The organism is Streptomyces montanus (genome assembly GCF_005786655.1).
Taxonomy (GTDB): Bacteria; Actinomycetota; Actinomycetes; order Streptomycetales; family Streptomycetaceae; genus Streptomyces; species Streptomyces sporangiiformans.
In genome coordinates, this window is record NZ_VBZC01000005.1 from 239,963 (window position 1) to 252,946 (window position 12,984).

A 12,984-nucleotide genomic window follows, 5' to 3' on the forward strand; every position below is an offset into this window, starting at 1 on the left:
CAGCCCATGGCCCAGCGCACAACGCTACGCGTCGCCGTCGTCGGCACCGGCAGGATGGGAGCCGACCATGTGCGCCGGATCAGCGAGGTGACCAGCGGGGCCCGGGTGAGCGCGGTGGTGGACATCGACGCCGAACGGGCCAAGGGGCTCGCCACCGGCATCGACGGCTGCACGGCGTACACGGACCCCGCCGCCGCCATGGCCGCGGACGACGTGGACGCCGTGCTGATCGCCTCCCCGGGCCCCGCGCACGAGGCGGCGCTGCTCACCGCCTTCGAGCACGATCTGCCCGTCCTGTGCGAGAAGCCGCTCACCCCGGACGCGGCCTCCGCGCTGCGCGTCCTGGAAGCCGAGCAGAAGCTCGGCCACCGCCGGGTGCAGGTCGGGTTCATGCGGCGGTACGACGCGGAGTACATGCAGCTCAAGGAGCTGCTGGACAGCGGCCGGCTGGGACGTCCGCTGATGCTGCACAACCGGCACCGCAACGCCACCCTCCCGGTGCCCGGCTTCACCAGCGAGATGCTCATCAACGACGCCGTCGTACACGAGATGGACGTCACCCGGTGGCTGCTGGACCACGAGATCACCACGGTCACCGTGATGAAGCCCAGGCCGTCGTCCAACGCACCCGAGGGCCTCGAGGACCCGCAGTTCGTCATCTTCGAAACCGACGGGGGCGCCCTCGTCGACGTCGAGATGAGCGTCAACTGCCAGTTCGGCTACCAGGTACAGGCGGAGGCGGTCTGCGAGAACGGCACCGCGCGGATCGGTGACGGCCACGGCATGCTCGTCAACTCGGCCGGGCGGTGGGGTGGTTCGATCGCCCCGGACTTCGTGGCGCGTTTCGAGGACGCGTACGACCGTGAGGTGCAGGCGTGGGTGGACGCCACCCGGCGCGGCGAGGTCACCGGCCCCAGCTCCTGGGACGGCTATGCCGCCGCCGCGGTCTGCGAGGCGGGCGTGCGCGCCCAGGCCGAAGGCGGCCGGATCACCGTCGAACTCGTCGAACGTCCCAGCCTCTACCGCTGACCCGGAGACTCGACCCACGAGCCACCAGGCCGTCGGTCGCCTGCGGCAGGCCGCCGAGCCGGGGCCGGTGCTGGTCGGTCCTATGGACGTCGGCCTGCTCCTGCACCAACCCTGGTCGACGGGCACACCCAACGGCGGCGACCATTGGGTGACCGTGCTCGGCGTCGACCACGAGACGGTGCACTTTCATGACCCCGGCGGCTATCCCTTCGCCACGTTGCCCATCGATGCCTTTGTCGCAGCGTGGAGTGAGCAACTACCGGACTGCGCGGGCCGGTTCACCATGCGCAGTGACTACCGGCGCGTCGGTGGACGACCGCGTCCTGGCCCATCTGACGGGCTTCGCCGTCCGGGTCGGCGCGCGCAGGCGCGGCTGCTCGGCAACGTGCAGTACAGCCTGGTCGCGGGCGACACACCGTCGGCCGCGGCCGCGCTACGGCAACTGGCAGCCGCTTACGACGAACTGGGCGCCGCGGTGGGCAAACGCCCTGACCAAATCCCGTGGTTTTTACCGGAGTTCGCTTGCCAAGACCGGGGCGGGAAGCCGGACCATTCGACTAGGTTGGTGTTCGGTTAGCGAACACCCATGCGCAGGAGGCACTCTCGTGTCAGATCAAGACCCCCAGCTCGCCGCCGCAGCCGAGATACGTGCCCGGATCGACACGAGCAAGCCGCACTCCGCGCGTTTCTGGAACTACTTCGTGGGCGGCAAGGACAACTACGAGGTGGACCGCGAGATCGGGGACCAGATCAAGGAGATCTTCCCCGGCCTCGTAGACGTGGCGCGCACGAGCCGCCTCTTCCTCGGGCGCGCGGTGCGGCACCTGGCCGGAGAACAGGGCGTCCGGCAGTTCCTCGACATCGGCACCGGCCTGCCGACCGCCGACAACACCCACGAGGTGGCCCAGCGCGTGGCGCCGGATGCGCGGATCGTCTACGTCGACAACGACCCCATGGTGCTCGCGCACGCCCGCGCCCTGCTCACCAGCACGCCCGAGGGCGAGACCGCGTACATCGACGCCAACTTCTACGAGCCCGAGGAGATCCTCAAGACGGCGGCGGGCACGCTGGACTTCTCCCAGCCCGTCGCGCTGATGATCCTCAACACCCTGGGCCACGTGGCCGATTACGGCCAGGCCCGGGAACTGGTCTCTAGCCTCATGGCCGGTCTGCCGTCCGGCAGTTATCTGGTGATCAGCGACAGCACCGCGACCAGCGAGGGCATGATCGCCGCGTCGGCGGCGTACAACGAGAGCGGCGCCGTCCCGTACTACGTGCGCAGCGTCGAGGAGATCGCCGGCTTCTTCGACGGGCTGGAGCTGGCAGAGCCAGGGGTCGTCCAGGTCACCGAGTGGCGTCCGGAGCAGGAGTCGGACGTGTCGACGGTCGACGCCTACGGCGGAGTGGGCCGCAAGCCGTGAGCCACGGGCGTCCGCCCCTGCATGTGGAGGTTTCTCCGGGGCGGACGCCGTCAGCCGCACCAGGTGACAGCCGCACCAGGTGACAGCCGCGCTGGGGTGACGGCCGCATCAGGTAACGGACGCATCAGGCGGGGGTTCTACCAGCGGTGGTGGACCTGCGCCCGAATGCCGCTGTCGTACAGCTCGCCCACGGCGTCCAGGGTCGCGTCCGGCAGCGGGGCCAGCGCGGCCGCATCGGCGTTCGCCCGCGCCTGCTCGGGGGAACGGGCGCCGGGGATCACCGAGGACACGCCGGGCTGCTGGATGATCCACCGCAGAGCGGTCTGGGCCGGTGTCGCGCCCTCCGGAGCGAGCTTCGAGAACTCAGCGGCCGCTTCCACCCCCGACGCGTAGTCGACCCCGGAGAAGGTCTCGCCCTGGTCGAAGGCCTCGCCGTGCCGGTTGTACGTCCGGTGGTCGTCGGCCGGAAAGGCCGTGTCCTTCGTGTACTTGCCGGAGAGCAGCCCGGAGGCCAGCGGTACGCGGGCGATGATGCCCACACCCGCCTCCGCGGCGGCCGGGAGCACCGCCTCCAACGGCTTGAGGCGAAACGCGTTGAAAATGATCTGGACGCTCGCCGTCCCCGGCCTGGCGATCGCCGTCAGCGCCTCCTCACAGGTCTCCACACTCACGCCGTACGCCGCGATGCGCTGTTCCTCGACGAGCGTGTCGAGCGCATCGAAGACCGCGTCCGACGCGTACACGGGCGTGGGCGGGCAGTGCAGCTGCACCAGGTCGAGGGTGTCCACGCCCAGATTCGTGCGTGAGCGGTCGGTCCAGGCGCGGAAGTTGTCGAGGGTGTAGAGCGCGGGGTCCAGCGCCACCCGGCGGCCCATCTTCGTCGCGACGAGGATGTCCGCGTCCGGGCGTACCCGCAGATAACGGCCGATGAGCTGCTCGCTACGCCCGTCGCCGTACACATCGGCGGTGTCGAAGAACGTCACGCCGCTCTCGACCGCGGCGTCCAGCACGGCGAGAGCGTCCTCCTCCTTGACCTCGCCCCAGTCGGCGCCCAGCTGCCAGGTGCCCAGGCCTACGACGGAGACCCGCTGGTTCGTCCTGCCGAATACCCGCTGTTCCATGATGATCTCTGTCCCTCTTTCCCGTGGCGCCCGTGAGGCTCAAGCATGCGACGTACCTCCAGCATCGGGGCCACGAAGATCGCCCGTCCAACAGGAGTTTGCGCATGCTGTCATGAACCGGCCTTCTCAATCACCTGCGGAATCACATGCCGGGTGACATGCCGAATCACACCACGGTGAGGCACCACCCGTCCGCAGGGGCCCCCTCCCCAATCCGCGGGTAGGGGGTCCCCCTGGGGACCGGGTGTCGTCCTGGGCCTGGAGTCAGGTCTCCTCGCGGTCGAGGAGTTCCTTCACACCGTGGGCTGTGAGCGCCAGCTCCTCCGGTGTGCCCGCGTCGATGACCAGCGACAGTCTCTCGCTGGGCCAGCCATGGGCGAGTACCCCGAGGACCACGTTGCGGTGCCGCTTGATCTGCGGCAATGCCTGTTCCATGCGGTCCTGTGTGGTGAAGACCGGCACCAGCTCGGTGCCGTCCTCCTGCTCGAACACGGGCAGGGTCAGTGCCTTGGGGGCGGGTCCTTCCGCGTCGGTTCCGGTGGGGAGCAGAACCTCGCTCCTGGCCAGCGTGCTCAACGCCGCCTCGTCCACGGTGCCCTCGACGACCGCGCGCAAGGCCTGCTGGGCGGCGGAACCGCCGCCGCCCTGGGAGTGGAAGTCAGTCACGGTTCGTCCAATCGCCGTATCGGTCACAGGCTCCTATCGGAGTCCGACGGGCCGAGTACCCGAACCCCCGAGACCCATGTGGCAGCTGCCCGGAACCGGTACGCATATGGCGTCGGGATCCGGGCACTCGTCGCGCATGCACGGCACACCGGCGTGCGGGAGGGGGTGACCGCCATGCAGGCACACCTCAACTGGCATATCGACCTGGACATCGAGCGGACCGAAACCGAGAGCGAGGCGACCGCCTCCCTTCGGCTGCCCGACTCCACTCTCCTGACCACCCGCGGTCACGCCCGGCGCAATCCCGACGATCCGGAACAGGCCCGGGTCGGTGAGGAACTCGCCACGGCCCGGGCACTCAACGACCTGGCTCGACGGCTGCTGCGCAAGGCGGCGAACGAGATCGAGGAGACCACGCACTCCCCGGCGCACCCGCACCTGTGACGCGGGCAGCCGCCGGCTCCAGGGCCGTCACTGACGGAGTTCTCCGTCAGTGACGCACGAGGTCAGTGACTCAGGGGGTCAACGCAGGAGGTCAGTGACGCACGAGCAGGGTGCGGATTCCCTCGGCCGTCAGGGTCAGCACGTCGGAGTGACCGGGGTCGATGGCCAACTGCAGTTCCTCGTCGGGCCAGTCGGTGGCCAGCCGCCCCAGCGGCACCAGCCGGTAGGACAGGACGCTCGGCAGTGCATCGCCCAGCCGCTCCTCCGAGGTGAACACGGGTACCTGCTGGGAGCCGTCGGCCTGGTCGAGCACGGGCAGGACCAGGGCTCGCGGGTCTCCGTTCTTTCGCTCGTGGTGCCGGGGATCGACGACGGGTATCAGGACAGGCGTCTCGGTCAGCACCGCCAAGGCTCTCTGCAAGGCCTCCCCGCCCACGGAGTCGTCGGTCAGGACCCTGAGGGCTTCCTGCGCCTGCGAGGGGGTCGGATGATCGGGGATGTCGGGCATCGTGCGCCCCCATCGTGTCGACGGGCCTGTCCGGCGGACGTCCCGTCTCTGCATGACCACACTCGTGTACCCGCTCCAGATGCACGCATACGTCCGGGGTGCGGGCCATTCCTGCCACCGCTGGAACCCATGTCTCAGTGCGCGTGCCCGGGCTCTCCCTCGGAGGGCTTGGTCTCCGCGGGCGTCTCGGGATTCTGAGGCCCTTGCTCTGCCTGTGCCCCCTCCCCCGCCTTCGCCGCGCCGCCCGCGTGCACCGTGAAGGCCGCCGTACGGACCTCGCCCTGGTGCTTGAAGTCCAGGAACAGGCGGTACGCACCGGCGCTCGGCACTGTCGCCGTGAAGGAGACCTCCGGGCCGGGCTCGGTCTCGCCGTCGCCGGGTTCGCCATTGGGGTGGACGTGCAGGTAGGCGAGGTCGCCCGAGCGCAGGGCGACCAGGTGACCGTAGGCGCCCAGATAGGGCTGGAGGTCCCGCACCGGCTTCCCGTCCTTGGTCACGGTCAGCCTCAGTTCGCCGGCCTTGCCGGGGGTCGGTTCGCCGTCGAGTTCCACCTCGTACCCGTCGACCTTGGCCGTGGTGCCGGCCGGGGGCAGCTCGGCAGACTCATACGTTCCGGACGCGGCGAGGTCCGCGCCGAGCGTGAGCCCTTCGCCGCCCTTGGGCGTGAAGTCGGCGAAGACCCGGTAGCCGCCGGCCCTGGGCAGGTCCACGGGGGTGGACCAGGTGCCGTCGGCGGCCCGGACGGGGTGCAGGTGGCGATAGACGGTCAGGTCGCGTGAGGCAAGGATCAGATGCAGCTCCTTGTCGTGCTCACGTTGGTACGCACTGACTGCGCGGCCGGTCGCGTCCCGCACGATGGCGAAGCGCAGCTCGGTCTTCTTTCCGGCCTCGATGCGCGGCGTCCTCAGGTCGAGGGTGTAGCCGCCCCGGGAGATCTCGAGACCTCCGGGCGGTTCCGGCTCATGCCCGCCGCCCTTGTCCTTGTGGCCACCCCGCCCGTCTCCGTGCCCGCCGGCAGCGTGGGCACTTTCCTTCGGCTCGGGCGAGATCGGATCGACGGCGTTGCCCACGCCGTACGCGGTGCCGAACGTCGCGGCGAGCGCGGCGACGAAGACGGTGATCCGCAGTCCCGTGTTCATGGCTCACTCCTCAGCTTCGAGGCCGCTCATGGTGCGGCCGACGCATTTCAACATACCCCTATGGGGTATGAAGTCAAGCCGGTCGGCCACTTGCTTCAAATACGGCCGGGGGGTATATGTTGGAGCACGTCGAACAGATACCCCGCAGGGGTATCAGAGCCATCGCGTACGACCCAGCCTCTCCGCCCCACCCCCACGTGATCCCGTATCGCGTCCGTGAGCTCCGAGGAGCAGACATGACCACCACCACGCCTGGCGCCGCCGAGGTCGAACTCGCCATCGGCGGCATGACCTGTGCCTCGTGCGCCGCCCGGATCGAGAAGAAGCTCAACCGCATGGAGGGCGTCGAGGCGACCGTCAACTACGCCACGGAGAAGGCGAAGGTCAGCTTCCGCGAGGGAATCGCCGTCGTGGACCTGATCGCCACGGTCGAGGCCACCGGCTACACGGCACGGGAGCCCGAACCCGAGCCGGTACGCACCGAGTCGGCATCCGGCGAGGTGGCCGCGCGGGAGGAGGGTGACGAACTGCGGCCGCTGCGCGAGCGGTTGACCGCCGCCGTCGCGCTCGCTGTCCCCGTGGTCGCGATGGCGATGGCCCCGGCGCTGCAGTTCGAGTACTGGCAGTGGCTGTCCCTGACCCTGGCGGCGCCCGTGGTGACGTATGCCGCGTGGCCCTTCCACAAGGCGGCCTGGACCAATGCCAAGCATGGCGCCGCCACCATGGACACCCTGATCTCCGTCGGTACCGGGGCCGCGTTCCTGTGGTCGCTGTGGGCCCTGTTCTTCGGTACGGCGGGTACGCCCGGTATGACACACCCCTTCGAGTTCACGATCGCCCGCACCGACGGCGCCGGGAACATCTATCTGGAGGCCGCGGCGGGCGTCACGGCCTTCATCCTGGCCGGGCGGTACTTCGAGGCACGGTCGAAGCGGAAGGCGGGGGCGGCGCTGAAGGCCCTGCTGGAGCTGGGCGCCAAGGACGTCACCGTCCTGCGTGACGGCGGCCGCGAGGAGCGTATCGCCGTCAGCGAGTTGAAGGTCGGCGACCGGTTCCTCGTGCGGCCCGGTGAGAAGATCGCCACCGATGGTGTGGTCGTCGAGGGTTCGTCCGCCGTGGACGCCTCCATGCTCACGGGAGAGTCGGTGCCGGTCGAGGTCGGTCCCGGGGACGGCGTCACCGGGGCCACCCTGAACGCCGGTGGACGCCTGGTCGTCGAGGCCACCCGCGTCGGTGCCGACACCCAGCTGGCCCGTATGGCCAAGCTGGTCGAGGACGCGCAGAACGGCAAGGCGGCGGCTCAGCGCCTCGCCGACAAGATCTCCGCGGTCTTCGTTCCCGTCGTGATCGCCCTGGCCCTCGCCACCCTGGCGTTCTGGCTCGGCAACGGCGCGGGACTCACCGCGGCCTTCACCGCCGCGGTCGCCGTCCTGATCATCGCCTGCCCCTGCGCCCTCGGCCTGGCGACACCGACCGCCCTCATGGTCGGTACGGGACGCGGGGCCCAGCTCGGCATCCTCATCAAGGGCCCTGAAGTCCTGGAGAGCACGCGCAAGGTGGACACCATCGTCCTGGACAAGACCGGCACCGTCACCACCGGCAGGATGACCCTGCTCGCCGTGCACACCGCCGAAGGCACCGACGAGGACGAGGTGCTGCGCCTCGCGGGCGCCCTGGAGCATTCCTCCGAGCATCCCATCGCCCAGGCCGTCGCCTCCGGTGCCACCGCCCGGGTCGGGACCCTGCCCGTTCCCGAGGACTTCGCCAACCTCGCGGGCCTCGGCGTCCAGGGCGTCGTCGAGGGGCACGCGGTCCTGGTCGGCCGCGAGAAGCTGCTGACAGAGTGGGCCATGTCATTGCCCTCCGAGCTGCGGCGCGCCAAGGCCGAGGCGGAGGCGGCCGGACGTACCGCCATCGCCGTCGCCTGGGACGGCGAGGCCCGCGCGGTCCTGGAGGTCGCCGACGCCGTCAAGGAGACCAGCCCGGAGGCCATCGCACGGCTGCGTGCCCTCGGCCTCACTCCCCTCCTGCTGACCGGTGACAACAAGGCGGTCGCCGAGGCGGTCGCCGCGGAGGTGGGCATCGCTCCCGAGCACGTGATCGCCGAGGTCATGCCGCAGGACAAGGTGGCCGTCGTCCGCCGGCTGCAGAGCGAGGGCCGATCCGTCGCCATGGTCGGCGACGGGGTCAACGACGCGGCCGCGCTGGCCCAGGCGGATCTGGGTCTGGCGATGGGCACGGGTACGGACGCCGCGATCGAGGCGGGCGACCTGACGCTGGTGAGGGGCGATCTCAGGGTCGCTGCGGACGCCATCCGGCTCTCCCGCAAGACACTGGGCACCATCAGGTCCAACCTGTTCTGGGCCTTCGCGTACAACGTCGCCGCCCTCCCGCTCGCCGCGGCCGGGCTGCTCAACCCCATGATCGCGGGGGCCGCGATGGCCTTCTCCTCGGTCTTCGTGGTCGGCAACAGCCTGCGCCTGCGCGGCTTCCAGCCCACCGGACGCTGAGCCGCAGGCACGCACCGAGCACCGAACGAGCACTGAGCGAACACCGGGCACGGGCCGCAGCGAGCCGTCTGCGCTTGCTGTGGCCCCCGTGCCGGAGGAGGCTCGATGGGAGAGGTAAGGAGGTCCACCATGGGCACCACATCAGGACCCGGCTTCGACACCGACACGCTGCGCCAGGGCGTCGAAGGCCAGAACCCCGAAACGCTCCTGTCGCTGTACGCCGACGACGCGGAGCTCCGCATCGTCGACCGCAACACCCAGCCCAGCCACCCGAAGGTGATGCACGGCCGCGAGCAGATCAGCGAGATGCTCAACGACGTGTACAGCCGCGACATGACCCACAAGCTGGAACAGTGCATCGTCCAGGGCGACCAGGCCGCCTTCACGGAGTTCTGCGAGTATCCCGACGGCGTCAAGGTGCTCGCCACCTCGACGCTTGCGCTGCGGGACGGCAAGATCGTCGACCAGATCTTGCTGCAGGAATGGGACGACGAGCCGTAGGAAGCCCTGCGGCGAAGGTAGGGTGGTGCCGGGCCGTGACTGGCGCTGAGGTGGAGCACCACCGGGGAGCGGTCCGACGAATGGGTCGATGCCGTGCGCCTGGGCGATTGTTTCAGCGACGCTCAGGAGGAGCCCATGTCCCGGACCGCTCGACTCATGGACGGCACCGGTCTCGCACGGCGCATCGTCGAGGAGACCGCCAAGCGGGCGGCGGACATCACGGAGCGGACGGGGACGGCGCCTTGCCTTGCGACCGTTCTCGTCGGTGAGGATCCGGCTTCCGTCACGTATGTCCGTATGAAGCAGAACCGCTGCCGGAAGGCGGGCATCGAGTCGCGGCACGTGGCACTGCCCGCCGCCACCACGACGGCGGAGCTGGTGGATGCCCTCGGCGCCCTGTCCGCCGATCCCGGAGTGCACGGCATCCTGTTGCAGCACCCGATGGGGCCGCACATCGACGAACGCGCGGCGTTCGAGGCGATCGCTCCGTGGAAGGACGTCGACGGGGTGACGCTCGCCTCCTTCTCCGCGATGGGCTTCGGTCTGCCCGGCTTCACGTCCTGCACACCAGGCGGCATCATGCGGCTGCTCGACGAGTACGACGTCGACCCGGCCGGCAAGCGTGCCGTCGTGGTGGGCCGCAGCGCCATTCTCGGCAAGCCGGTCGGCATGCTGCTGCTCGGGCGCGACGCCACGGTGACGTACTGCCATTCACGCACCGCGGACCTGTCCTCGGCCGTCCGGGAGGCGGACATCGTGGTGGCCGCCGTGGGCCGGCCCCGGCTGATCCGCGGGCAGGACATCAAGCCGGGCGCCGTGGTGATCGACGCCGGGTACAACCCCGGCAACGTCGGCGACGTCGACTTCGACACCGCTCGTGAGCGGGCCGGGCTCATCACCCCCGTGCCCGGCGGGGTCGGCCCCATGACGATCGCGACGCTGCTGGCCCAGACCGTCGAGGCGGCGGGCCGGCAGCTCGCGGCGTCGGTGTGATCAGCGCATCCACGCGCTGTACTGCATGACGTCCCCCGCCTTGACGGCGTACTCGGGCTCGTCCTTGGTGAAGGTGGTCTCCAGGCCGAGAACGGCGCCGGTGGCTGGGTCCATGATCAGCATCTGGCGCGCGCCAGAGCCGTCGTACACGTACGCCTGCCCGGCCCGTCCGAGCCGGTCCGTCACCTGGCCGACGGGCCGCAGTCCCTTCGCCTCCGCCAGGACCTGGGCGAGTGCGGCGGACTCGCGGGCGCCGAGCGTCCAGTTGTCGAGCAACTGCCCCATCGCGTACAGGAGTTGCTGTGTGCTCAGGGAGCCGGAGTGGTCCACCTCCTCGAGGTAGGCGCGCAGCCGCGCGGCCTCGTACGGCGGCGGCGCGGCGGGCGGGGCATCGCTCCAGCTCGGCGGGTACGTCTGCTCGCTGAGGACATGGCCGTCCTCGACCAAGCGCTCGCCGTCCGAATCACTGATCACCGGCCTGCCCGGGTGGCGCGGGTCGGTCGCCACAACGAGCTCCGTGTGGCTGTCGTCCTTCTTCCAGCGCACGATGCGCTCTTGAGGAAGAGTGATCGGCGGTTTGTCGTCCGACAGGCCCATGCTCCAGGACTGCACATGGGTGCCGCGCACCAGCCGCGGCGAGCCGTCCGCCGCGGCTGCCTCGGCGCGTTCGGCAAGCTGGTCCAGGGGTCGGGGATCGGAGTCGGCCCGCACCACCAGTGGGCGCGGCGCGGCCACCGCGGGCGTGGTGTTCGAACCGGCGAGCACGAAGGTCAGGGTGAGGGCGGCTACGACGCAAGCCGCCGCGAGGCCCCAGAGCAGACGCATACGCCGGACACGATCGGGACGCCGGTCGTTCAGCAGCCGGTTGAGGCGGCGCTCGGCGTTGTGGTCCAGCGGTCCGTCGCCGAAGTGAGGGTCGACAGGCGTCACCGGATTGGCGCGGCGCAGGAGTTCGAGTTCGTCAGCCATGGCCGTGCTCCTTCGAAGAGGTCGCCTCGGCGGCGACCGTGGTCCGCATGCGGTCGATCTCGGCTCGCAGCCGCCGCCGGGCGCGGTGCAGGCGCATCGCCGCCGCCCTGCTGCCGCAGCCGAGAACCACGGCGACCTCGTCGATGCCGAGTTCCTCCCAGGCGGTGAGCCGCAGCACCTCGCGGTCGGCCGGGGAGAGCCGGGCCAGCGCGTCGTGCACCCACGCGCCGGGCGGCTCGGAGTCGGGGCTGTCCACGATCTGGCTGCCGCGTGCGGTCTCGTCGTGGCCGAGCTTGTCGAGCAGGCGCCTCCGGCGTCCGTAGCCGCGTATCGCATTGGACAGGCAGTTGCGTGCCACGCCGTACAGCCAGGGCAGGGCGTTCGCGGGCAGGTCGGAGCGGCGCCGCCAGGCGACGGTGAACACCTCCGCCACCACTTCCTCGACTTCGCTCGTCCGGCCGTCCAGTCGCCGCGCAACGTAGCGGCTGACCGCCCAGTAGTGCTCGCGATAGGCAGCGGCGAAGGTCTCGTCGTTGCTCATGTTCCCTAGGTGTCCGGCAGGTTCGCGATCGTCACACCTGTTTCCGTGATCCTTGTCGCTTCGCTCAAGTGTGACGCCGGGGCGGACCGCGGACACAGGCGGGGCATGGAGAGCAACACTGTCACCGCGGCGCTCGCGCCCTCGCGTGCGCGTCGTCCGGGAATCGCCGCCGTCCGCTGGCTGACCACCACGGACCACAAGACGATCGGCACGCTGTATCTGGTCACGTCGTTCGCGTTCTTCGTCATCGGCGGCGTGATGGCGCTGTTCATGCGCGCCGAACTCGCCCGGCCCGGGCTGCAGATCATGTCGAACGAGCAGTTCAACCAGGCGTTCACGATGCACGGCACGATCATGCTGCTGATGTTCGCGACGCCGCTGTTCGCCGGCTTCACCAACTGGATCATGCCGCTGCAGATCGGTGCGCCGGACGTCGCCTTCCCCCGGCTGAACATGTTCGCCTACTGGCTGTACCTGTTCGGCTCGACGATCGCGGTCGGCGGCTTCCTCACCCCGCAGGGCGCGGCCGACTTCGGCTGGTTCGCCTACTCCCCGCTGTCCGACGCGGTCCGCTCACCGGGCATCGGCGCCGACATGTGGATCATGGGTCTGGCGTTCTCCGGCTTCGGCACCATCCTCGGCGCGGTCAACTTCATCACCACCATCATCTGCATGCGCGCCCCCGGCATGACCATGTTCCGCATGCCGATCTTCGTGTGGAACGTGCTGCTGACCGCCGTGCTGGTGCTGCTCGCCTTCCCGGTGCTGGCCGCCGCGCTGTTCGCGCTGGAGGCGGACCGCAAGTTCGGCGCGCACATCTTCGACGCGGCCAACGGCGGCGCGCTGTTGTGGCAACACCTCTTCTGGTTCTTCGGCCATCCAGAGGTGTACATCATCGCCCTGCCGTTCTTCGGGATCATCTCCGAGGTGATCCCGGTCTTCTCCCGCAAGCCGATGTTCGGCTACACCACCCTGGTCGCCGCGACCATCGCGATCGCCGGTCTGAGTGTGACGGTGTGGGCACACCACATGTACGTCACCGGCGGGGTGCTGCTGCCGTTCTTCTCCTTCATGACGTTCCTCATCGCCGTGCCCACGGGTGTGAAGTTCTTCAACTGGATCGGCACCATGTGGAAGGGGTC

General features: G+C 69.7%; 14 protein-coding genes and 1 riboswitch. Of the genes, 8 read left to right on the top strand and 6 right to left on the bottom strand.

Annotated elements, in window-relative coordinates:
- The first annotated feature begins 6 nt into the window (after nt 1-6).
- The 3 genes from FE633_RS06355 to FE633_RS06365 all read left to right on the top strand — a co-directional run bounded on the left by FE633_RS06355 (nt 7) and on the right by FE633_RS06365 (nt 2,450).
- Nucleotides 7-1,029, top strand: coding sequence for a Gfo/Idh/MocA family protein (locus FE633_RS06355; protein WP_138044076.1), 1,023 nt, complete (start codon nt 7-9; stop codon nt 1,027-1,029).
- Between the two features lie 82 nt (nt 1,030-1,111).
- Complete coding sequence (locus tag FE633_RS06360) at nt 1,112-1,606, top strand: hypothetical protein (protein ID WP_138044077.1); 495 nt, start codon at nt 1,112-1,114, stop codon at nt 1,604-1,606.
- 28 nt (nt 1,607-1,634) lie between these two features.
- Nucleotides 1,635-2,450 carry an SAM-dependent methyltransferase gene (locus FE633_RS06365; RefSeq protein WP_138044078.1) on the top strand — a complete coding sequence of 272 codons (816 nt, stop codon included), beginning with the start codon at nt 1,635-1,637 and terminating at the stop codon, nt 2,448-2,450.
- A gap of 137 nt (nt 2,451-2,587) precedes the next feature.
- Here FE633_RS06365 and FE633_RS06370 read toward each other — a convergent pair whose 3' ends face one another.
- Together FE633_RS06370 and FE633_RS06375 are read right to left on the bottom strand one after the other, a co-directional pair.
- The gene (locus FE633_RS06370; protein ID WP_138044079.1) at nt 2,588-3,571 is read right to left on the bottom strand and encodes an aldo/keto reductase; all 984 of its coding nucleotides are present in this window, start codon (nt 3,569-3,571) and stop codon (nt 2,588-2,590) included.
- A gap of 264 nt (nt 3,572-3,835) precedes the next feature.
- Nucleotides 3,836-4,237 carry an SseB family protein gene (locus FE633_RS06375; protein WP_246113453.1) on the bottom strand — a complete coding sequence of 134 codons (402 nt, stop codon included), beginning with the start codon at nt 4,235-4,237 and terminating at the stop codon, nt 3,836-3,838.
- Between the two features lie 174 nt (nt 4,238-4,411).
- Here FE633_RS06375 and FE633_RS06380 point away from each other — a divergent pair, with 174 nt between their 5' ends.
- Entirely contained in the window at nt 4,412-4,681 is a 270-nt protein-coding gene (locus FE633_RS06380) for a DUF1876 domain-containing protein (RefSeq protein ID WP_138044081.1), read from the top strand.
- A 91-nt stretch (nt 4,682-4,772) separates the two neighbouring features.
- Here the strand turns inward: FE633_RS06380 and FE633_RS06385 are convergent, their stop codons facing one another.
- Together FE633_RS06385 and FE633_RS06390 are read right to left on the bottom strand one after the other, a co-directional pair.
- The gene (locus FE633_RS06385; protein ID WP_138044082.1) at nt 4,773-5,189 is read right to left on the bottom strand and encodes an SseB family protein; all 417 of its coding nucleotides are present in this window, start codon (nt 5,187-5,189) and stop codon (nt 4,773-4,775) included.
- Between the two features lie 134 nt (nt 5,190-5,323).
- Nucleotides 5,324-6,328 carry a hypothetical protein gene (locus FE633_RS06390; protein WP_138044083.1) on the bottom strand — a complete coding sequence of 335 codons (1,005 nt, stop codon included), beginning with the start codon at nt 6,326-6,328 and terminating at the stop codon, nt 5,324-5,326.
- Nucleotides 6,329-6,564: 236 nt separating this feature from the next.
- On the opposite strand from FE633_RS06390, the gene FE633_RS06395 reads away from it, so the two are divergent.
- The 3 genes from FE633_RS06395 (at nt 6,565) to FE633_RS06405 (ending at nt 10,332) form a co-directional block, all read left to right on the top strand.
- Complete coding sequence (locus FE633_RS06395) at nt 6,565-8,838, top strand: heavy metal translocating P-type ATPase (protein ID WP_138044084.1); 2,274 nt, start codon at nt 6,565-6,567, stop codon at nt 8,836-8,838.
- Nucleotides 8,839-8,967: 129 nt separating this feature from the next.
- Nucleotides 8,968-9,339 (top strand): nuclear transport factor 2 family protein, encoded by a 372-nt coding sequence (locus tag FE633_RS06400; protein WP_138044085.1) that lies wholly within the window; start codon nt 8,968-8,970, stop codon nt 9,337-9,339.
- A gap of 25 nt (nt 9,340-9,364) precedes the next feature.
- Nucleotides 9,365-9,451, top strand: a riboswitch (ZMP/ZTP riboswitch).
- A 23-nt stretch (nt 9,452-9,474) separates the two neighbouring features.
- Nucleotides 9,475-10,332, top strand: coding sequence for a bifunctional 5,10-methylenetetrahydrofolate dehydrogenase/5,10-methenyltetrahydrofolate cyclohydrolase (locus FE633_RS06405; RefSeq protein ID WP_138044086.1), 858 nt, complete (start codon nt 9,475-9,477; stop codon nt 10,330-10,332).
- Here the strand turns inward: FE633_RS06405 and FE633_RS06410 are convergent, their stop codons facing one another.
- Nucleotides 10,333-11,301 (bottom strand): CU044_5270 family protein, encoded by a 969-nt coding sequence (locus tag FE633_RS06410; protein WP_138044087.1) that lies wholly within the window; start codon nt 11,299-11,301, stop codon nt 10,333-10,335.
- Nucleotides 11,294-11,842, bottom strand: coding sequence for an RNA polymerase sigma factor (locus tag FE633_RS06415; RefSeq protein WP_138044088.1), 549 nt, complete (start codon nt 11,840-11,842; stop codon nt 11,294-11,296). The genes FE633_RS06410 and FE633_RS06415 overlap by 8 nt, the downstream gene beginning before the upstream one ends.
- Nucleotides 11,843-11,947: 105 nt before the next feature.
- Between FE633_RS06415 and FE633_RS06420 the strand changes: the two genes are divergently transcribed.
- The coding region (locus FE633_RS06420) for a cbb3-type cytochrome c oxidase subunit I (RefSeq protein ID WP_171059825.1) at nt 11,948-12,984 on the top strand (1,037 nt) is incomplete at its 3' end.